Source organism: Rhizobium sp. Leaf371 (genome assembly GCF_001424045.1).
Lineage (GTDB): Bacteria > Pseudomonadota > Alphaproteobacteria > Rhizobiales > Rhizobiaceae > Ferranicluibacter.
Map to the genome: position 1 here is coordinate 968,002 of NZ_LMQB01000001.1, position 20,452 is coordinate 988,453.

At 64.2% G+C, this 20,452-nt stretch carries 18 protein-coding genes; 10 read left to right on the plus strand and 8 right to left on the minus strand.

Going from position 1 to position 20,452, the window contains the following annotated elements:
• Positions 1-237: 237 nt before the first annotated feature.
• Both ASG39_RS04305 and ASG39_RS04310 read left to right on the plus strand, forming a co-directional pair.
• Complete coding sequence (locus ASG39_RS04305; RefSeq protein ID WP_062593085.1) at positions 238-984, plus strand: cytochrome c biogenesis CcdA family protein; 747 nt, start codon at positions 238-240, stop codon at positions 982-984.
• A gap of 30 nt (positions 985-1,014) precedes the next feature.
• Entirely contained in the window at positions 1,015-2,010 is a 996-nt protein-coding gene (locus tag ASG39_RS04310; RefSeq protein WP_062593087.1) for an AEC family transporter, read from the plus strand.
• On the opposite strand, the gene ASG39_RS04315 is transcribed toward ASG39_RS04310, so the two are convergent.
• Positions 1,978-3,180, minus strand: a complete 1,203-nt coding sequence (locus ASG39_RS04315) for a UbiH/UbiF family hydroxylase (protein WP_062593089.1) — start codon at positions 3,178-3,180, stop codon at positions 1,978-1,980. The genes ASG39_RS04310 and ASG39_RS04315 overlap by 33 nt on opposite strands.
• Before the next feature lie 402 nt (positions 3,181-3,582).
• Between ASG39_RS04315 and pcsA the strand changes: the two genes are divergently transcribed.
• The 8 genes from pcsA to ASG39_RS04355 all read left to right on the plus strand — a co-directional run bounded on the left by pcsA (position 3,583) and on the right by ASG39_RS04355 (position 12,529).
• Positions 3,583-4,308, plus strand: coding sequence for a phosphatidylcholine synthase (pcsA, locus tag ASG39_RS04320; protein WP_062593091.1), 726 nt, complete (start codon positions 3,583-3,585; stop codon positions 4,306-4,308).
• Between the two features lie 10 nt (positions 4,309-4,318).
• Positions 4,319-5,293 (plus strand): quinone oxidoreductase, encoded by a 975-nt coding sequence (locus tag ASG39_RS04325; protein WP_062593093.1) that lies wholly within the window; start codon positions 4,319-4,321, stop codon positions 5,291-5,293.
• Between the two features lie 62 nt (positions 5,294-5,355).
• Complete coding sequence (locus tag ASG39_RS04330; RefSeq protein ID WP_062593095.1) at positions 5,356-6,942, plus strand: ABC transporter ATP-binding protein; 1,587 nt, start codon at positions 5,356-5,358, stop codon at positions 6,940-6,942.
• The gene (locus ASG39_RS04335; protein WP_062593097.1) at positions 6,932-8,029 is read left to right on the plus strand and encodes an ABC transporter permease; all 1,098 of its coding nucleotides are present in this window, start codon (positions 6,932-6,934) and stop codon (positions 8,027-8,029) included. The genes ASG39_RS04330 and ASG39_RS04335 overlap by 11 nt, the downstream gene beginning before the upstream one ends.
• Before the next feature lies 1 nt (position 8,030).
• A complete protein-coding gene (locus ASG39_RS04340; RefSeq protein WP_062593099.1) occupies positions 8,031-8,951 on the plus strand; it encodes an ABC transporter permease in 921 nt (306 codons plus the stop codon).
• Positions 8,952-8,996: 45 nt separating this feature from the next.
• A complete protein-coding gene (locus ASG39_RS04345; RefSeq protein ID WP_062593101.1) occupies positions 8,997-10,067 on the plus strand; it encodes a BMP family ABC transporter substrate-binding protein in 1,071 nt (356 codons plus the stop codon).
• A gap of 263 nt (positions 10,068-10,330) precedes the next feature.
• A complete protein-coding gene (locus tag ASG39_RS04350; protein WP_062593103.1) occupies positions 10,331-11,089 on the plus strand; it encodes a FadR/GntR family transcriptional regulator in 759 nt (252 codons plus the stop codon).
• A gap of 144 nt (positions 11,090-11,233) precedes the next feature.
• Positions 11,234-12,529 carry a hemolysin family protein gene (locus ASG39_RS04355; protein WP_062593105.1) on the plus strand — a complete coding sequence of 432 codons (1,296 nt, stop codon included), beginning with the start codon at positions 11,234-11,236 and terminating at the stop codon, positions 12,527-12,529.
• A gap of 178 nt (positions 12,530-12,707) precedes the next feature.
• Here the strand turns inward: ASG39_RS04355 and ASG39_RS24155 are convergent, their stop codons facing one another.
• The 7 genes from ASG39_RS24155 to ASG39_RS04385 form a co-directional block, all read right to left on the minus strand.
• Entirely contained in the window at positions 12,708-12,854 is a 147-nt protein-coding gene (locus ASG39_RS24155; RefSeq protein WP_165914942.1) for a hypothetical protein, read from the minus strand.
• Between the two features lie 111 nt (positions 12,855-12,965).
• Entirely contained in the window at positions 12,966-14,180 is a 1,215-nt protein-coding gene (gene glp, locus ASG39_RS04360) for a gephyrin-like molybdotransferase Glp (protein WP_062593107.1), read from the minus strand.
• A complete protein-coding gene (gene moaC, locus ASG39_RS04365) occupies positions 14,177-14,680 on the minus strand; it encodes a cyclic pyranopterin monophosphate synthase MoaC (protein ID WP_062593456.1) in 504 nt (167 codons plus the stop codon). The genes glp and moaC overlap by 4 nt, the downstream gene beginning before the upstream one ends.
• On the minus strand, positions 14,680-15,492 hold the full coding sequence (gene trpC / locus ASG39_RS04370) for an indole-3-glycerol phosphate synthase TrpC (RefSeq protein WP_062593109.1): 813 nt from the start codon (positions 15,490-15,492) through the stop codon (positions 14,680-14,682). The genes moaC and trpC overlap by 1 nt, the downstream gene beginning before the upstream one ends.
• A gap of 1 nt (position 15,493) precedes the next feature.
• The gene (gene trpD, locus ASG39_RS04375) at positions 15,494-16,513 is read right to left on the minus strand and encodes an anthranilate phosphoribosyltransferase (protein WP_062593111.1); all 1,020 of its coding nucleotides are present in this window, start codon (positions 16,511-16,513) and stop codon (positions 15,494-15,496) included.
• Between the two features lie 13 nt (positions 16,514-16,526).
• Positions 16,527-18,416, minus strand: a complete 1,890-nt coding sequence (locus ASG39_RS04380) for a peptidylprolyl isomerase (RefSeq protein WP_062593113.1) — start codon at positions 18,414-18,416, stop codon at positions 16,527-16,529.
• Between the two features lie 132 nt (positions 18,417-18,548).
• A complete protein-coding gene (locus ASG39_RS04385; RefSeq protein ID WP_062593115.1) occupies positions 18,549-20,312 on the minus strand; it encodes a hypothetical protein in 1,764 nt (587 codons plus the stop codon).
• Positions 20,313-20,452: the final 140 nt, after the last annotated feature.

A 20,452-nucleotide genomic window follows, 5' to 3' on the forward strand; every position in this document is an offset into this window, starting at 1 on the left:
CGGTCAGCCTCGGCAGGGACGATCGACAGGAGGCTGCCGGGTGGCGGCCTTTGCGGCCCCCGGCCATGAGCGGCATTGCTTCCGTCATGAGCGACCGCAGGCTTCACATGCGACGTCAGGCGCCATTGCTGGGAGCGGCATCGCGCGATAACACAGGCGTCAAGCGAGTGGGCGAAGCGGGGTGGGCGGATATATGGCGCCGAACCCTGCGTCACCCGGGTTTCGAAGGGACGGACTGTGTCGATTGCCGATATCTCGATCTGGACCGCGGTGCTGGCCGGGGCACTGTCGTTCCTGTCGCCCTGCGTGCTGCCCCTGGTGCCGCCCTATCTCTGCTACATGGCGGGGGTTTCGGTCGATCAGTTTCGCGGCGGCGACGGGCAGGCGGCCGTGGCGACGCGCCGGGCCGTTCTGCCGTCGGCGCTTCTCTTCACGCTCGGCTTTTCCACCGTCTTCATCTCGCTGGGGATCGGCGCGTCATCGGTCGGGCTGCTGCTTCGCCAGCATATGGATCTGCTTTCGCGGATCGGTGGCATCGTCGTGATCATCATGGGCCTGCACTTCCTCGGGCTGCTGCGCATCGGCCTGCTCGGACGCGAGGCCCGCTTCCAGGGCGGCGGCAAGCCGGCGACGCTGTCGGGCGCCTATATCATGGGGCTCGCCTTCGGCTTCGGCTGGACTCCCTGCATCGGGCCCGTGCTCGGGACCATCCTCGGCGTCGCCGCAGCGCGCGACACGGTGTCGGAGGGGGCCTCGCTTCTCGCCGTCTACTCGCTCGGCCTTGCCATTCCGTTCTGGATCGCGGCCGCGTTCTCGGGCGCCTTCATGGGGTTCCTGTCGCGCTTCCGCCGGCATCTCGGGCTGGTCGAGAAGATCATGGGCGTGCTTCTCATCGTCACCGGCCTTGCCTTCCTGTTCGGTCTGGTCAGCACCGTTTCCATCTGGTTCCAGCAGACGTTTCCGGTGCTGATGCAGATCGGTTGAGACGGGCAGGCACCCTTTCGGGATCATGACATGAGCGATATCTTCAGCCTCGTCGCACCGTTCTTCGGCCTCATTCTTCTCGGCTATGGTGCCGCGTATCTCCTCGGCCGGCGATCGACGGGGGCGGCTGGCGCGTCGAAGCCGGGCCTCGAAGGCATGGCGTGGCTCAATGCCTATATTCTCTATCTCGCTCTGCCCTCGCTCTTCTTCACGCTCATCTCCCGCACGCCGATCCATGAATTGACCCGATTCGATTTCATCCTCGCCGATGTCGCCGCGACCTATTCCATCTTCACCCTGCTGTTCGTCGTCGCGCTGTGTCTGCGCCGAACGTCCATGGCAGAAGCCACGGTGCAGGGGCTTGCGGGCGCCTATGGCAATATCGGCTATATGGGGCCGGGGCTGGCGCTTCTGGCTCTCGGAGAACGGGCGGCTGTGCCGGTGGCGTTGATCTTCTCCGTCGAGAACGTCGCGCATTTCATCACGGCGCCGGCGCTGATGGCGATTGCGGGGAGCGAGAAGCAGAACCCGGCAAGGCTCGCCTTTTCCGTCCTGCGCAAGATCCTGCTGCATCCCTTCATTCTGGCGACCGTCATCGGCGTCGGCGCCGCTGCATTCCAGCTGCAGCCGCCGCTCGCGATCCGGCGGCTGATCGAGGCTTTGGCGCCGACGGCGGCGCCCTGTGCGCTGTTCGCCATGGGGGTGACTCTCGGGCTCAGACCGCTGAAGCGGGTGCCGGTGGAACTGAGCTATATCGTTCCGGTAAAGCTCCTGCTGCACCCGGCCGTGATGTATCTCGTCCTGAGCGCCATCGGCAATTTCGACCCGATCTGGGTGCAGGCGGCCGTTCTGCTCGCGGCCCTTCCCACGGCGACGAATGTTTTCGTGATCGCCGAACAGTACGGCGTCTGGCAGGAGCGGGCTTCCGCCACCATCCTCGTCACGACGGCGCTGTCGATGCTGAGCGTCACCGCACTTCTCTATCTGATCGGATCAGGCGGGGTGCCTGCCGATCTTTTCCCGTAACCCGCCGAACATGGTCCGGATCGCGCTGCCGGGCCGCAGGCCTTCCTGCATGACAAGGCTGCGCAGGGCACCGGCCGACGAGAGGGCCTGGAGCCCGCCCGTGCGCAGCATCTGCACCGGCAGGAAGCCGGTGAGCAACGAGCGGTTCAGCAGATCGACGCTGACCGTCCGGCTGAGGATGTCGGCACGGCGGCGCCGGTCGTAGCGATCGCCGATATCCCCGGGGATGGCCGGCCGCTCCGCCAGCATGGACACGAGAGTCATCACATCGCGCAGGCTGAGGTTCAAGCCCTGCGCGCCGATGGGCGGAAACGCATGCGCGGCCTCGCCGACGAGAATGACCCGCCCTCTGCCGAAATGCGTGGCGGCCATGCCGGAGAGCGGGAAAGCCTGTGGTTCGGTGTCCACGGTGACCTTGCCGAGCATGGACTGCATCCGCTCTTCCACCGCGCGCGACAGAGCGGCCGGCTCCCGCGTCACCATCTCGGCCGCCCGCTCCGGGGTCATCACCCAGACGAGGCTCGAGCGTTTGCCGGGGAGCGGGACCTGCGTGAAAGGGCCCTGCTGCGTGTGGAACTCTGTCGAAATGTTTTCGTGCGGGCGTTCATGGGCGAAATTGAGCACGACCGCCGTCTGGGGATAGCTCCAGTTGCGGGTCGCAATGCCGCGGGCCTCGCGAACCAGCGAGCGTCGTCCATCGGCGCCGATCACCAGAGATGCCGTCAGCGCGCGACCGTCGGCCAATCTCAGCGTGCAGATCGTCGCGTCTTCGACCAGGCTTTCGAGCCGTGCCTCGATGCGTGCAATGGCCGGCGCCTCCGCGATCCGGTCGTTCAGACGATCGAGGAGGTGTGCGTTCGGAAGATTGTAGCCGAAGGCCTCCAGTCCGATTTCCGCGGCTCGGAAAGTGACGACGGGCGCTCGGAGGAGGCGATCCGTCCCGTCGATGATGCGCAGCGTCGCGAGCGGCGCTCCAAGCGCCGTGACATCCTCGCCGAGACCAAGCGTTCCGAGGAAGCCGATCGCCTCGTCCATCAGGGCGGTCGTGCGTCGATCGTGCGGGGCGGCGGGGGCCACGAGGGCGACGCTGCGTCCGTCACGGGAGAGGGCGAGTGCCGCGAGCGCCCCGGCAAGGCCGGCACCGACGATGGCGATGTCGTAATGATCCATGATTCGGTCCTCTTCCGCCGCCGTTTCCGCCGCTTGCCGTGCCGCCGCACGGTCGTCTCGCGCAGGGGTCCTGTGCTGGCGGTCCCCAAGGCTTTGCGGCCCGGCAGCGCCAGTGTCGACCCCACACACGCCCACATCTAGCGCCGGCGCCGTCGTTTTGGAATGGTTGCCATTGCCGCAGGGGGCGGATATGTCCACAGAGGATTACGATCGGTGCTCGGCAATCGCCTGTTTTTGCTGGCAGGGCGTGGCAAACGATGCATATTACCGACATGCTGGCGGCGACACGGTCGCGGCGGCAGCGACAAGGTCGCGGCGGAAGAGGCGGTGCGGCGTGACCTTTCCCGTGTTCGGGTCGCCCACCGATTTTACGCGTAGCGTCAGCACAGGATTCGTCTGCCGATGAAGTTCTTCAACTACAAGCCGGTTCCCTATGCCGAGATCCGGGCTTTTTCGGTCCATGTTCTCACGGCGTCCGGTTCGTTCCTGGCCTTCCTCGGTGTCGTCGCCGCGGCGGAGCATCGCTTCGTCGACATGTTCTGGTGGCTGGGGCTGGCGCTCGCCGTCGATGGCATCGACGGGCCGATCGCCCGCAAGGTCCGGGTCAAGGAGGTTCTGCCGAACTGGTCGGGCGACACGCTCGACAATGTCATCGACTACGTCACCTATGTTCTCTTGCCGGCCTTCGCGCTCTACCAGAGCGGCATGATCGGCGAACCCTGGTCATTTGTCGCGGCGGGCGCGATCGTCATGTCCAGCGCCATCTACTATGCCGACATGGGCATGAAGACCGACGAGTACTTCTTCTCCGGCTTCCCGGTCGTCTGGAACATGGTCGTGTTCACGCTCTTCGTCGTGAAGGCGAGCGAGCTTGCCGCATCCATCGTCGTCTTCGTCTCGGTGTTCCTCACCTTCATGCCGATCAGCTTTCTCCATCCGGTGCGCGTGCGCCGGCTGCGGCCGCTCAACCTTGCGGTCTTCACCGCCTGGTCGGTGCTGAGCGCCTATGCGCTCCTGATGCATTTCGAGACGCCCGCCTGGGTGGTCTGGGGCGTCGTCGGCACCGGCGTCTATCTCTACGTCATCGGTTTCATCCTGCAGATCTTCCCCAAACTCGGACGCGAATAAGGAACAGGCCATGGCAAGAGCAATCATGATCCGCGAGCTTGGCGGTCCTGACGTCCTGAAGATCGAGGGCGTGACCGTTCCGCCGCCCTCGCGCGGCGAGGTGCAGATCCGGCAGGAGGCGATCGGCGTCAATTTCATCGACGTCTACTTCCGCACCGGTCTCTACAAGGCGGCGAGCCTGCCCTTCATTCCGGGCAAGGAAGGTGCGGGGATCGTGACGGCCGTGGGCGATGGCGTCTCGCTGTTTTCCCCGGGCGACAGGGTCGCCTATGCCGGCGCCGATGGAGCCTATTCGAGCGAGCGCAACATCGACGAGCAGTTGCTGATCAAGGTGCCGGACGATATTCCGCTGGAAACGGCCGCCGCGATGATGCTCAAGGGCATGACCGCGCAGTACCTCCTCAACCAGACGTTTCCGGTCGGTCCCGGAACGGTTCTCCTGTTCCATGCCGCCGCCGGCGGTGTCGGGCAGATTGCGGGGCAGTGGGCAAAGGCCCTGGGTGCGACGGTCATCGGCACGGCGGGCTCGCCCGAGAAGATCGCGATGGCGCTGGAGCACGGCTACGACCATGTGATCGACTACCGCACGGACGATTTCGTGGCGCGGGTCAAGGACATCACCCACGGCAAGGGTGTCGACGTGGTCTATGATTCCGTCGGCAAGGACACCTATCCCGCCTCGCTCGACTGCCTGAAACCGCGCGGCCTCTGGGTCAGTTTCGGAAATTCGTCGGGCGCCGTCGAAGCCTTCAATATCGGCGTCCTTTCCCAGAAGGGATCGCTGTTTGCAACTCGGCCGACACTCTATTCATATACCTCGACGCGGCCCCAGCTGGAGGCCTGTGCGAACGCGCTGTTCGATGTCGTGCAGAGCGGCAAAGTGCGGATCAACATCAACCAGACCTATGCTCTCGACGATGCCGGCAAGGCGCATGCGGATCTGGAAGCCAGAAAGACGAGCGGAACAACTTTGCTGATTCCCTGAGACGCCGGAACGGCGCCTGGGTATCCGCGGCTTGAGAGGAGAGGAACGGCGTGGCAGTTGCAATGCCTGGAGCTGACAGCACCTTGCTGTCGGTCAACAAGCTGACGAAGACGTTCGGCACATTCGCCGCTTGCGACGGGATCGATCTTGATATCCGGCCTGGTGAGATCCATGCTCTCCTCGGCGAAAACGGTGCGGGCAAGTCGACGCTCGTCAAGATGCTGTTCGGGGTTCTCGGCCCCACAAGCGGGCAGATCGCGTGGCGGGGCCAGCCGGTGCGCATCTCCAGCCCAAGCGCCGCGCGCCGCCTCGGCATCGGTATGGTGTTCCAGCATTTCTCTCTGTTCGAGGCGCTGACCGTGGCCGAGAACATCGCCCTTTCGATGGATCCGGGCATCTCGCTCAGCAGGATTTCGGACGAGGCCGCCGCCCTTTCGGTCAGCTACGGCCTGCCGCTCGATCCGAAGGCGCATGTGGCCGATCTCTCGGTCGGAGAGCGCCAGCGGATCGAGATCGTCCGGGCGCTGCTGCAGAACCCGCAGCTGATCATTCTCGACGAGCCGACCTCCGTGCTGACGCCGCAGGAGGCCGACCGGCTGTTCGAAACGCTGGCGAAGCTCAAGGCCGAGGGACGCTCCGTTCTCTATATCAGCCACCGGCTGGAAGAGGTGCAGCGCATCTGCGACCGCGCGACCGTTCTGCGCCATGGCAAGGTGACCGGCGCCTGCGATCCGCGGCACGAGACGCCGGCCTCGCTCGCCCGCATGATGGTGGGCAGCGACGTGGCGCATGTCAGCGCGGTCGGGACGTCGACCAAGGGCCGGGTGCAACTGGAAGCGCGGCATCTCAAAGCCGCGGCCCGCACACCTTTCGCAGTCTCGCTCAAGGATATCTGTCTGAGAGTGCATGCCGGCGAGGTGCTGGCGATCGCGGGCGTTGCGGGCAACGGGCAGGGCGAATTGTTCGATGCCTTGTCCGGGGAATATCCGACGGCTGACAACGACGCCGTCTTCATCCGTGAGAAACCGGTCGGACGGCAGGGCATCAATCAGCGGCGTGCGCTTGGCGCCGGCTTCGTGCCGGAGGAACGTCACGGACATGCGGCGGTCTCGGCCCTGCCGCTGTCGGACAATCTCGTGCTCGCGCGCTATTATTCGGACCGGAAGGCGTTCGTCGGTGGCGGTGCGCTCGGCCTGATCCGCAACGGCGCCGTGAAGCGGGCCGCAAAGCGCATTTCCGAGGCGATGGATGTGCGCAAGAGCGGGGAGGATCCACCCGCCGGCTCGCTCTCCGGCGGCAACCTGCAGAAATTCATCGTCGGACGCGAACTCGACCGCCAGCCCTCGGTGCTCGTCGTCAACCAGCCCACCTGGGGCGTGGATGCCGGTGCCGCCAGCCGCATCCGGCAGGCGCTGGTGGATCTGGCGAAGGCAGGATCGGCCGTGCTGATCATCAGCCAGGATCTCGACGAGATCTTCGAGGTCGCCACCGAAATCGCCGTGATCAATGAAGGCAAGCTCTCCGATCTCTACCCGGCCGCGGCTCTCTCGCGCGAAAAGATCGGACTGCTGATGGGGGGCATGCATGGGACGACCGTGTCCGAGGCCGCCGCTGCCGCGACCGTGAAAGAGACACCCCATGCGCATTGAGCTTGAAAAACGACCGAAGGTCTCGCTTCTCTATGCCTTCCTCTCTCCGGTGATCGCACTGGGCCTGACGATCGTCGCCGGGGCGATCATGTTCGTGATTCTCGGCAAGGATCCCGGCCTCGCGCTGTACAGCTTCTTCATCGAGCCGCTGACCGAGGTCTGGTCGCTGCACGAACTTGCCATCAAGGCAGCACCGCTGATCCTCATCGCTGTCGGCCTTTCGGTCTGCTACCGGTCCAACAACTGGAATATCGGCGCAGAGGGCCAGTTCATCATGGGAGCCGTGGCGGGCTCCATCATTCCCGTCGTGTTCCACGAATGGCATTCGGCTCTCGTCCTGCCCCTGATGCTCGTCATGGGCATGATCGGCGGTGCGCTCTATGCCGCGATCCCGGCCTTTCTCAAGGCGCGCATGAACACGAACGAGATTCTGACGAGCCTGATGCTCGTCTATGTCGCACAACTGTTTCTCGATTGGCTCGTGCGGGGCCCGTGGCGCGACCCCGGCGGGTTCAATTTTCCCGTGACGCGCGAATTCGCGCCGGAAGCGATCCTGCCGGAGATGCTCGCCTCGGGCCGGGCGAATTACGGCTTCGCCTTCGCCATCGTCGCGGCGCTCGCCATCTGGTTCATGATGCGCTTCACGCTCAAGGGCTTCGAAATCACGGTGCTCGGCCAGTCGGAGCGGGCAGGGCGCTTCGCCGGCTTCTCTTCGCGCCGGATGATCTGGTTCTCGATGCTGCTTTCGGGCGCCTTTGCCGGGCTCGCCGGCATTTCGGAAGTCTCCGGCGCCATCGGCAAGCTGCAGCCGGTGATCTCGCCCGGCTACGGGTTCACCGCCATCATCGTCGCCTTTCTCGGCCGGTTGAACCCGCTGGCAATCATCGTTGCCGGGCTCGTTCTCGGCCTCACCTATCTTGGCGGCGAGGCGGCGCAGATCTCTCTCAGCCTGTCCGACAAGGTCGTGCGGGTGTTCCAGGGCCTGTTGCTGTTCTTCGTGCTCTCCTGCGACACGCTGATTCAGTATCGTGTGAGGATCGTCTGGCGGCAGATGACAGGTGGATCGTCGGCCGAGGGAGCGCACTGATATGGGTATCATCGAAGCCATCCTTCTCACGGTGATCACGGCGGCGACGCCGCTCGTCATCGCCGCCGCGGGCGAACTGGTGACGGAGCGTTCGGGCGTGCTCAATCTCGGCGTCGAGGGCATGATGATCATGGGCGCGGTCTGTGCTTTTGCCGCGACGCAGGCGACCGGCTCGCCTTACATCGGCATCCTCGCCGGCATCGTGTCCGGCGCTCTCTTCTCTTTGCTTTTCGGCTTCCTGACGCTGACGCTGGTCGCAAACCAGGTCGCGACCGGCCTGGCGCTGACCATTCTCGGTCTCGGCCTTTCCGGACAGATCGGCGAGCCCTATGCGGGCCAGTCGGGCATCAAGCTGCCGCAGATCGTGTTTCCGCTCCTCAGCGACATCCCGTTCCTCGGCCGGGTGCTGTTTCGCCAGGACCTGATCTTCTATCTGTCGATCGCGCTCATCGCCGGCATTCACTGGTTTCTGTTTCGCAGTCGCGCCGGGCTGAAGCTGAGGTCGGTCGGCGACAGCCATGCCTCGGCGCATGCGCTCGGCATCAACGTCATCCGGACGCGCTATCTCGCGGTCATGTTCGGCGGCGCCTGTGCCGGCCTTGCCGGCGCGCAACTGTCGCTCGTCTACACGCCGCAATGGGTGGAGAACATGTCGGCCGGGCGCGGCTGGATCGCTCTCGCGCTTGTGGTGTTTGCCTCCTGGCGGCCGTGGCGGGTGGTCGCCGGCGGCTATTTGTTCGGCGCGGTCTCGATCAGCCAGCTTTATGCACAGGGCAATGGCATCAATGTGCCTTCGCAGCTGCTGTCGGCGCTTCCGTACCTTGCAACGATCCTCGTCCTCGTGCTCATCTCTCAGAACCGCCGGATGACGATGATCAATACGCCGGCTTCACTCGGTAAGCCCTTCGTGCCTGATCGTTGATCCGATCGGCCGCGGATGCCTGTTCGACAACATGAGAGGTCAAAAATGAAGAAACTTATCCTCGCTCTCGTCGCCACGACGGCGGCCATCGGCTTTGCCGCGTCGGCAAGCGCCCAGGAAAAAGCCAAGATCTGCTTCGTCTATGTCGGTTCCAAATCCGACGGCGGCTGGACGCAGGCGCACGACATCGGTCGTCAGGAGCTGGAAAAGGCGCTCGGCGACAAGATCGAAACGCAGTTTCTCGAAAATGTCCCAGAAGGTCCAGATGCGGAACGCGCCATCGAGCGCCTGTCGCGCTCCGGCTGCGGCCTGATCTTCACGACGTCGTTCGGCTTCATGGATGCGACGGTCAAGGTCGCTGCCAAGTTCCCGAAGGTCATGTACGAGCATGCGACCGGCTACAAGACCGCGCCGAACGTCGCTACCTATAACAGCCGCTTCTACGAAGGCCGTTATATCCAGGGCCAGATCGCAGCAAAGATTTCCGAGAAGGGTGTCGCAGGCTACATCGCGTCGTTCCCGATCCCGGAAGTGGTCATGGGCATCGATGCGTTCGTCATCGGCGCGCGCTCTGTCAATCCCGACTTCAAGATCAAGGTCGTGTGGGCGAACACCTGGTTCGACCCGGGCAAGGAGGCCGATGCGGCCAAGGCTCTGATCGACCAGGGCGTCGATGTGCTGACGCAGCACACCGACACGACGGCGCCGATGCAGGTTGCAGCCGAACGCGGCATCAAGGCGTTCGGCCAGGCCTCCGACATGATCGCAGCCGGCCCGAAGACCCAGCTGACCGCAATCAAGGACACGTGGGGCGCCTATTACATCAAGCGCACGCAGGCCTTCCTCGACGGCAAGTGGGCGACCACATCAAGCTGGGACGGCCTGAAGGACGGCATCCTGACAATGGCGCCCTACACCAACATGCCGGACGACGTGAAGGCGATGGCGGAAGCGACGCAGAAGAAGATCGAGTCGGGCGAACTCAAGCCCTTCAGCGGTCCCCTGAAGAAGCAGGACGGCAGCGTGTGGCTGAAAGACGGCGAAACCGCCGACGATGGAACGCTGCTTGGCCTCAACTTCTACGTCGATGGCGTTGACGACAAGCTGCCGCAATAAGGGGCAACAGCGGATCGCCTGTCGCGATCTCTCCTCCTCACCGCACATCCGCAGGGCCGCTTCACGCGGCCCTGCTTTTTAAGCTCTCTGTTGACAAGCAAAGCGTTTTGCCGACATTGCTTTTGAATTCCATTTCATTTGCAAATGAAATGAAAATTCTACCTCTCTCTCCAAGACACTCATATTGTCATATGATATGATTTTTGCGTCGCCCGGGAGGAATGTGGCGACAGAACGCGTACCGAGTCGGACGAGGGGGAAGCATGAGACGGGGTCCGCTGGAGACACTGATAACCGGCGTCGATACACGCACGAGCCACTCGCAGGTCGTCGACGTCCTCGGCCGCGCGATCATCTCGGGAGAATTCCCCGTCGGCACCATTCTGCCGGGCGACCAGGAACTGGCGTTGCGCTTCAAGGTATCGCGCACCGTTCTCCGCGAGGCCATGAAAACGCTGGCCGCCAAGGGACTGATCGTCCCGCGCGCGCGAATCGGCACGCGGGTCACGGCGCGCAATCAGTGGAATCTCTTCGATAGCGACATCCTGACCTGGCATTTCCACAACGGCATCGACGAGGACTTCCTGACGCATATCAGCGAAGTCCGCATGGCGTTCGAGCCACATGCCGCAGCCCTTGCCGCCATCCATGCGACCGAGGCCGAGATCAGCCACATGATGCGGCTGGCCGTCGCCATGGGCGATCCCGCGCATACGCCCGAATCGCTGGCCGTCGCCGATCTTCGTTTCCATCTCGCGGTGGCCGAGGCTTCCGCCAATCCCTTCATGCGCAGCGTCGGCAGCCTGATCGAGGCGGCACTGGTCGGCATCTTCAAGCTCAGCTCGCCGGCCGCGGATCGCGAGGGGATCGAGGACGTCTCGCGCAACCATATTCGCATCGTCGAGCAGATCAGCCGGCGCGACGAGGCCGGGGCGCGGGCAGCGATGGAAGTGGTCATCCGGGTGGGGCGCGCGCGGGTTCGCGTTGCGATGGACGACGCGCCGGAGACGGCCACGGGCTGACAATCCCGAGCCTGTCCCTGCAGGAATGGTAAAACTTGGCCGATCCCGCCTTGCTGCATTGCGCTGTTCCGCCTATTTCATGAAAACGATGAGAACGCGCGCCCTCAAACCTGCCGGGCGTCGAGCATCGGTTTTCGAGGATCCATGTCCGAACTGCTCGTTATCTTCGTCCTTCTTCTGATCAATGCCTTCTTTGCCATGTCGGAAATGGCTCTTGTTTCCGTCAGCCGTCCGCTCCTGAGGCAAATGGCCCGACAGGGAAACGTCCGGGCGGAGATGGCGCTGAACCTGGCGGAAGACCCGGGCAAGTTCCTCTCGACCGTCCAGGTCGGCATCACGCTCGTCGGCACGCTGGCCGGCGCCTATGGCGGCGCGACGATCGCCGATAAGCTTGCGCCGGTCCTCAACGATATCCGCTGGATCAACCCCTATGGCAGCACGGTCTCGGTCGCCGTGGTGGTCACGCTCATCACCTATCTCTCCGTCGTCATTGGCGAGCTCATTCCGAAACAGCTGGCGCTGCGCAACTCCGAAGGCATCGCCATGTTCGTGGCGCGGCCGATGTCCGTGCTGTCCAAAGTCGTCTCGCCTGTCGTCTACCTGTTCGAAGGTTCGGCAAAAACGTTCATGCGCGTCTTCGGCATCAGCAGCAACAAGGATGCGGTCACGGAAGAAGAGGTTCAGGCCATCATGGCCGAGGGTGTCGAAAGCGGCGCCATCGAGAAATCCGAGCATGAAATGCTCCGCCGGATCATCCGGCTCGGAGACCGCAACGTCAAATCGATCATGACGCATCGCACCGAGGTCAGCTTCATCGAGGCGAACGACACGCTGGAGGCCGTGCGCGCCAAGATCGAACAGACCGCGCATTCCCGCTACCCGGTCATGGACACCGCGACGGGGGAAATCCTCGGTGCCGTGCTCGTGAAGGAAGTCCTCAATGTCGGCGCGCGCGGCGCATTCGACATAAGGGCGTTCGTCAAGGAGCTGCATGCCCTCCCGGAAACGGCCTCGTGCCTGAAGGCGCTGGAAGCGTTCAAGTCGTCGCGGATCAACATGGCGATGATCGTCGACGAATATGGCAGCATCGAAGGCATCATCACGATTGCCGATATTCTCGAAGCGATCGTCGGCGTGCTCCCCTCGAACTACGACGATATCGAACATGCCTTGATCCGCCAGCGCGAGGACGGATCCTATCTCGTGGACGGCCGGACGCCGATCGACGAAATCCACCTGACCATCGGCATCGACGAGATCGATTCGGACGGCAGCTACGAAACCATCGCGGGCTTTCTCGTGCAGGAACTGCGCAAATCACCCGAAGAGGGCGACATCGCGGAGGCGTTCGGCTACCGCTTCGAGGTGGTCGATATGGACAGCCGGCGGATCGACAAGATCCTCGTGTCGAAGCTGGATGTCGCTCCGCCGGAGCGATAAGACCCCGTGTTTCCGGCAAATGCAGGACAAACAAAAAGGCCGGGGGATGCCCGACCTTTCGTTCTCAGAGATCTTGTAACCTGCTAGTTCATCCGTAGTCAGATCACCTGATCCTGAGTATCTGCTGTAGTGGTGAATAAAGCTTTAATGTGTAAGCCTTGTGTCACGCTGGAGCGTTTTATTTTTCCTGAACCGAGATGCCGTTTTCGCCGATCTTGAGTTCGACGCCCTCCGGTTCCTTCTCCCGGTCGTAGATGTAGACGCCCATGACGATGACAAGGACGACCAGAGCGCCCAGCAGGGCGTAAAGTCCGTTTCGGTTCATGCTGATATCCCCTTTGGTACTGATACTTACCGACGACGGAGATAGGGCGGGCGCCGGATTTGAAAAGATCCTCGCCGTCCTGCGCGGCTCGGCTCGGCTGCAGGGTTTCTGCTAGCGGAGCAGGAGGATCGTGCAGGGCGATCCCGCCTCGGCTTCCGGGGCTGCCGGCGCCCTGACGATCAGGGCATCCGACTGCGCGAAGGTCTGCATCATCGAGGAGTCCTGTCGCTCGAATGCCGTTGCCGACAGGCGCCCGTCGGGCAGGCGATCGAGTTTCGCGCGGATGTAGTCCTGACGCTTGTCGTTGGCGGGAAGCGCTCCGGCCGTGATCGCGGATGCGAGACGATCGCGTCTCTGCAGATGACCGAGGGCGAGGACCAGCGGCTCCAGGAAGAGCAATCCGCAGACGAGGCTCGAGACCGGGTTGCCGGGCAGGCCAAGCACCTGCATGTCGCCGAGGCGGCCGACCATCAGCGGCTTGCCGGGACGCATGGCGATGCGCCAGAAATCGAGCTCCATGCCCGCGCCGACCAGTGTCGATTGCACCAGATCATGATCGCCGACGGAGGCGCCGCCGAGCGTGACGAGGATGTTGGCGCCCGCCGTCTGCGCAGCCGTCAGGCGTTCCTCGATGCTCGACCGCCGGTCCGGCGCGATGCCAAGATCGATGATCTCCGCGCCGTTTTCCCGCGCGATGGCGGCAATACCGAGCGTGTTGGAGGCAATGATCTGATCGGGACCGATTGTGCTGCTTCCGGGTGGCAGCAGTTCGTCTCCGGTCGCCAGAATGGCGACGCGCACGCGCCGGTAGACCTCAAGACTGTCATAGTTCATGCCAGCCGCCACGGTCAGACGACCGGCGTCCAGCCTTTCGCCCGCGTGCAGCACGACGTCGCCCTGCCTGAAATCCTGTCCTTTCGGGCGGATATGGCGACCTTTGGCGGGGACGAAGCCGGTCCGGATACGGTTGCCGTCCAGCCGTTCCGCATCCTCCTGGATCAGCACGGTATCCGCGCCGTCCGGCACCGGTGCGCCGGTGAAGATGCGCACGGCCTGGCCCGAGAGAACCGTGCCCGTAAAGCGGTTGCCCGCAGCGGACTCGCCGATGACGGTCACGATAGAGCCGACCTTTGAAATATCGTCGCTGCGCAGCGCGTAGCCATCCATGGCGGAGGAGTCGAACGGAGGATGGGTGATGCGGGCGGCGACGTCGCGCGCGAGCACACGGCCCTGCGCGTCACCCATCGCAACGGTTTCGGTCTCCGTCACCGGGCGGGCCGCCGATAGGAGACGTTCCAGCGCGGTCTCGACCGGAAGCAGGCTCATGCTGTTTCCGCCCCGTCGCGTCCGCGCGCATAGTCGCCGGAGCGCCCACCGGACTTCTTCAAAAGACGGATGCCGCCGATTTCCATGTCGCGGTCGACGGCCTTCGCCATATCGTAGATCGTCAGGCAGGCGACACTTGCCGCCGTCAACGCTTCCATCTCGACGCCTGTGCGCCCGGTGAGCTTGGCCAGCGTCTCGATGCGCAGGCCGGGCAGGGCCTCGTCGGGCCGGATATCGACGGAGACCTTGCTGAGCATGAGCGGATGGCAAAGCGGAATGAGATTTGCCGTCTGCTTTGCCGCCATGATGCCGGCGAGGCGCGCGGTCCCGATGACGTCGCCCTTCTTGGCGTCGCCCGCCAGAATTGTGCGCAGCGTTTCCGGCTGCATGCGGACATAGCCCTCGGCAACGGCGATACGGACGGTCTCGCTCTTGTCGCCGACGTCCACCATGCTGGCTTCGCCGGTCTCGCCGAGATGGGTGAGCGGCGTTTCAGACATCATTCGGCCGCCTGCCGTGCGGCGTCGGAGAGCAGGAGGCGGGTGGCGGCGGTCACGTCATCCTGCCGCATCAGGCTCTCGCCGACCAGAAACGTGCCGATGCCGGCAACCTTCAGGCGCGCGCAATCGGCCGGGGTGAAGATGCCACTTTCGCCGACGAGATGCCGGTCGCGCGGCACCATCGGCACGAGCCGTTCAGACACGGCGAGGTCCACCTCGAACGTTTTCAGATTGCGATTGTTGATGCCGATGAGAGGCGAGGAAAGCCGCAGGGCCCGCTCCGTCTCCGGCTCGTCATGGACCTCGATCAGCACGTCCATGCCGAGCTCGAATGCGCAGTCCTCCAGCCGGCGCGCATCGTCGTCCGTGAGCGACGCCATGATCAGGAGAATGCAGTCGGCGCCCCAGGCGCGCGCTTCATGGACCTGATAGGTCTCGAACATGAAATCCTTGCGCAGTGCCGGCAGATTGCAGGCCGCGCGAGCGGCGGTCAGAAATTCCGGCGCGCCCTGAAAGCTCGGTCCATCCGTCAGAACCGACAGACACGCCGCGCCGCCCGCCTCATACGCTTTCGCAAGCGCCGGCGGATCGAAGTCCGGGCGGATGAGGCCCTTGCTGGGGCTTGCCTTCTTGATCTCGGCGATGAGCCCGAAACGGCCGTCCGACCGCTTTGCCTCCAACGCTCTCAGGAAGCCGCGCGGGGCATCCTGGCCGAGGCTCATGGACTTGAGGTCGTCAAGCGAGACACGCGCTTTCGCGGCGGCGATTTCCTCGCGCTTGTAGAGTTCGATGCGGTGAAGGATGTCGCTCATGTCAGGCCTCCGCAGCATTGGATACGCGCACCAGCGCTTCGAGCGCAGCATGGGCCGCACCTGTTTCGAGCGCTTCGCGCGCCATCGACATTCCCTCGGTCAAGGCGCCGGCCCGACCGGAGATGACCAGGGCGGCGGCGGCATTGGCGAGCGAGATATCGCGATAGGGCGTGACGTCGCCGGTGAGGACTCCGGCCAGCGCCTTCGCATTGTGCGCGCCGTCGCCGCCCTTGAGGACGGAGAGGTCGACTGTCGGGAGGCCGAAATCGGCGGGAGTGAGGTCGAAGGTGCGGATCTTCCCGTTCTCGATCGCGGCAACATGTGTCGTGCCGGTCGTGGTGATTTCATCGAGGCCCTCGCCGTGGACGACCCAGACGCTGACGGAGCCGAGATCGCGCAGCACTTCGGCCACAGGCACCACCCAGTGGGGCGAGAACACGCCGACGAGCTGGCGGCCGACGCCGGCCGGATTGGACAGCGGGCCGAGCAGGTTGAAGATCGTGCGGGTGCCGAGTTCGACCCGGGTGGGCCCGACATGGCGCATGGCCGAATGGTGCTGCTGGGCGAACATGAAGCCGACACCGGCGTCGCGGATGCAGCGGGCGATGGCGTCCGGACCGATATCGAGCTTGACACCGAGGCAGGAGAGCGCATCCGCCGTTCCCGACTTCGAGCTCAGCGCGCGGTTGCCATGCTTGGCGACGGGAACGCCTGCACCGGCGACGATCAGCGAGGCGAGCGTCGAGATGTTGTAGGTTCCCGCGCCGTCTCCACCCGTGCCGACGATATCGATCGCATCGGCAGGGGCGTCCACCGTCAGCATGCGGGCGCGCATGGCGCCGACCGCACCGACGATCTCATCGACCGTCTCGCCGCGCACCCGAAGTGCCATCAGAAATCCGCCGATCTGCGAGGGTGTCGCCGCGCCGGACATGATGATCTCGAAGGCGGCCCGTGCGTCGTCCCGGTCAAGCGATTGACCGAGCGCCGCTTTGGCGATGAAGGGTTTGAGGTCCGCCATACGCTCCGTCCGCCTATCGTTGCGCCAGCGCCGCTTCGGCCAGCTGCTGGTTGATCGAAACGCCGTAACGGGTCTGAAGCTCGCTCACCATCTGGTCGAGGATATCGTCCCCGCTTGCCTGGGCGATCGCATCGACCTGACGGTTGTCCTGATCGAGAGCATCGCCGGCGGCGTTGTCGACGGCCGTGACCTTCAGCAGGATCTGACCTTCGCCATCCGTGCCGGCTGCGTTCGCCACAAGGCCGTTCGGGCCGCTGAATGCTGCGGTGACGGCGGCAGGCGAAAGGGCGGCGTCCTGAGCGGTGCGCCGCAGGCCCGTCTTCGTCTCCACGGCGATACCGAGTTCGGTCGCGATGGTCTGCAGGGTCTCGCCCTTTTCGACACGCGCCTTCAGTTCGGCGGCGCGCTTTGCCAGTTCGGCCCGCTGCTGCTCGGCCGTCCAGTCGGCAACGACCTTCTCGCGCGATTCGTCCAGCGTCCGGTCGCGAGCGGGCATCACATCCTCGACCTCGAACCAGACATAGCCGTCTCGGCCGAGGTTGATCGGCAGGGTGTCGCTGCCGGGATCGGTCTTGAAGACCTCGGTCAACAGTTCCTGCGGCTGCGGCAGATCGGCGATCTTGTCGCCCTGCGCGTCGTTGCCGCGGGCGTCGACTGCGGGAATGGTGACGGCCTTGAGATTGCTTTCGGTCGCTGCATCCTGAAGCGTCGCGCCGGAGATGCGCGCATCCTCGAACTTGTCGTGGATCGCGGTGATCTCGTTGCTCGCATTGGCAAGGGCGACCTCCTGGCGGAGCTCTTCCTTGACCTCGTCAAACGGCCGGGTGACGGCGGGGCGGATATTGGTCACCCGCAGAACGACCGGGCCGAAAGCGCCATCGACCACAGGTGTGGTCCCGCCATCCGTAGCCACGGCAAAGGCGGCGTCGCCGAGCTTTGCGTCCGGCACGCGCTCGCGCGTGAAATCGCCCAAGAGAACATCGCTGGAGGTCTTGCCCTGCTCGGCCACCAGCGCATCGAACGTCGTGCCGGCAGCAAGCTTCACGGCGGCGGCATCGGCATCGGCGCGGGTCGTGAAGGTCAACTGCTCGACCGTGCGCGTTTCCGGCGTGCTGAAGCTCGCCTTGCGCTTCTCGTAGTCGGCGCGCAACTCGTCGTCGGTGACGCCCGCCGGGTTGGCGATGTCGGTCGGCTCGAGCTTCACATAGGAGATCTTGCGGAATTCGGGGGCGCGGTATTCGGCCTTGTGCTCCTCGAACCAGGGCGCCAGGACATCGTCGGCAGGCGCCTTGATCGGATCGACATTGGCATTGGAAAGCAGCAGGTAATCGACCGAGCGCGTTTCGTTCTGGTATGTCTTCAGCGCGTCGGTGAGAACGGCGGGCGCCTTGAAGCCATCCGACAGCGCCTCGACGATCTGCGAGCGCACCGCAACCTGGCTGCGGTTCGTGATGTAATCGACTTCGCGCAGGCCGGCATTGCGCAGCACGCTGGAGAAGATGGTGCGATCGAACTGTCCGTTAACAGCGCGGAAGGCGGGGTCCTGGCTGATCAGCGTCGCCAGCCGATCCTGCGACAGGCCGAGGTTCATATCGCTCGACAGCTGGTCGAGCGTCGCGCCGGCCACGAGCTGCGAATAGACCTGCGCCTCGACGCCGAAGGCGCGGGCCTGGTCGCGCGACAGGCGGGTGCCGAACTGGCGCGAGAGCTGGGCCAGTTGCCGCTCATAGGCAAGCCGGAAGTCTGCGGGGGAAACCTTGACGTCGCCGACCGTCACGACCGCCGTGGCGGAACTCGGCGCGATCGAGGACGAGACGCCCCAGACGGCGAACGATGCGACGAGAACGATCAACAGGCCCTTGACGACCCATGTCTGGGCGCCTCTCCTCAGCATTTCCAACATTAGACTGCGCACCTCAACCGAAAAAACCACGCGTTCGCCCCGTGGCAAACCGTGTCGTTCCTTACTGCATAAATTTCGAAATCGGAATCAATTTCAGGAGAAATTGCAAAGGCCGTCGAACGACGCCTCCGGTCAGTCCGGCGCGCGTGCCCCGGTTGTAACCAGTCCATTGCGGATGAAGGCCTCATAGCAGGGCGTCAGCGTCATTCGGCTGTGCGTGGGAAGAAGGGCCGGCGCGTAGAGTTCGAGCAGCCTCGTCTGCGTTGGCGTTGCCGGGCAGGTCGGCATCAGAGCGAGATCGACCGTGCGGATCGCCTCCTCCTCCGCCGCGCCCGGGGGCGGGACGGCCCGTGTCGGATCGGCACCGACCGCAATGGAACGCGGTGCCTGCCGGCCCATCAGCCACGGGAACGGATTGACGAAGTCGATGGACATGACCGTTTCGAATCGGATGCCCTTTCGAGCCTCCAGGGCGAGGACGGCCGAGATGGCGCGATCGGCATTTTCGAGCCAGGCCCACTGGAAGTCGAAATCGCTGAACAGCAGGACGGAAAACGGCTCTCCGGCGGCGGCAAGCTGATCGAAGGCCTTCCGGTTTTCAACGAACATCGTCTCCATCAGCCGGGCCCGGGCCGCAAACTCCGGTCGGATCTTAAAAGCGCCGAGCGTTCGCAGGTTCTGGTGGTCGAGGCGCACCGTGCCCAGCATGCCGACCGCGGCGCGGCTGGCCTTCTGCACGACGAGAAGGGCCGGAGGAAGGACCACCGCGAGCGCCAGCACGGCGACGACGCCGGAGCGCGCCGTCGGCCCATGGCGGCGGAATTGATCGACGGCGACGGCGAGAAGAAGCGGAAAGAGGAAGATCAGCGGCTGGCTGCCGGTGTTCTGGCTTTCGAAGAACAGGCCCGCAAGGAGGAATGCGGAAATCCAGACGAACGGCAGATCAAAAAGTGCGGAGATCGACTCGACCGAGGGATGCGAGGATGCCCGGCGCAGCGTCTGGCTGACAAGGGAGAGATTGGTGATGAGAAGCGCCAGGCACAGCCCGGCCGTGGCGAGCGAGACGCCGATATTCATCGAGCCGGCCCGGAGCAGGCGCGGCAGAAGTGTTTCATCGTTGAGGTCGAGGAGGGCGAGGATATCGGCGAGATAGGCGGAGACGATGCCGGTCGAGAGTTCAAGCACGACGAGCACCCCGACGAAGATGCCGGCCGCGATCGCCGCAAGCCTCAGGCTGAGCCGCCCGGCCAGGACCGCCATCGTGCACAGGATCGCGCCAGTGACGATGCCGGTGATCTTGGTGAAGAACAGTGCGAGCATGGAGACCGCCACGATGCCGCAGAGCTTTCGGCCGTCCTTGACGAAGACCAGGGCTGCCGACAGCACATAGAGGATCTGGCAAACCTGGCGATTGTAGATGCCGAAGCCCTCGGCACCGGGATAGGGGTAGAAGCTGCCGATGTTGAAGGGCAGGAGGGAATAGAGGAGAAACGGGGCGATGAGGGCAAAGGCGAGCGCGGTCGAGCCGCGCTGCACATCCGTCAGGATCACCGCCATCAGCGGCGCGGTGACCACGAGGAGCGACCAGGCGGACACGAGCAAGGGGTGCCCCTCGGGGAAGAGCCGGTTCAGCCCCGCAAAGAGGTAATAGCCAAGGGCACCGACCGGCGCGAAGAAATCGACGGAGGGGATCTGGCCGCTGGCGATCCGGTTGGTCACGTCGAGATAGATGTAGAGATCCCACATCATCGGACCGATGAGCTGGGGGATGGTGGTGAGGAGCGCAAGGGGCAGCACGAGGAGGGCCGCGGCAAGCGCCAGAACCGGCGCCGATCGCTTCAGCCGAAACCGACGGCGCTCCGGCGCTGCGCGCATGTCCTTCGCGACGGATGCCATGGATCGCCTCAACGCGGCTGAGTTGTCGAACTGTCCTGCTTATCGCATCGCGATCTTTTCATCGCGTTAACGGGCAATCATTGGGACGATCCGCCGAAGCCTTCAACAGGAGCGGCAAAGATCGACGCGCGCAAATCCGC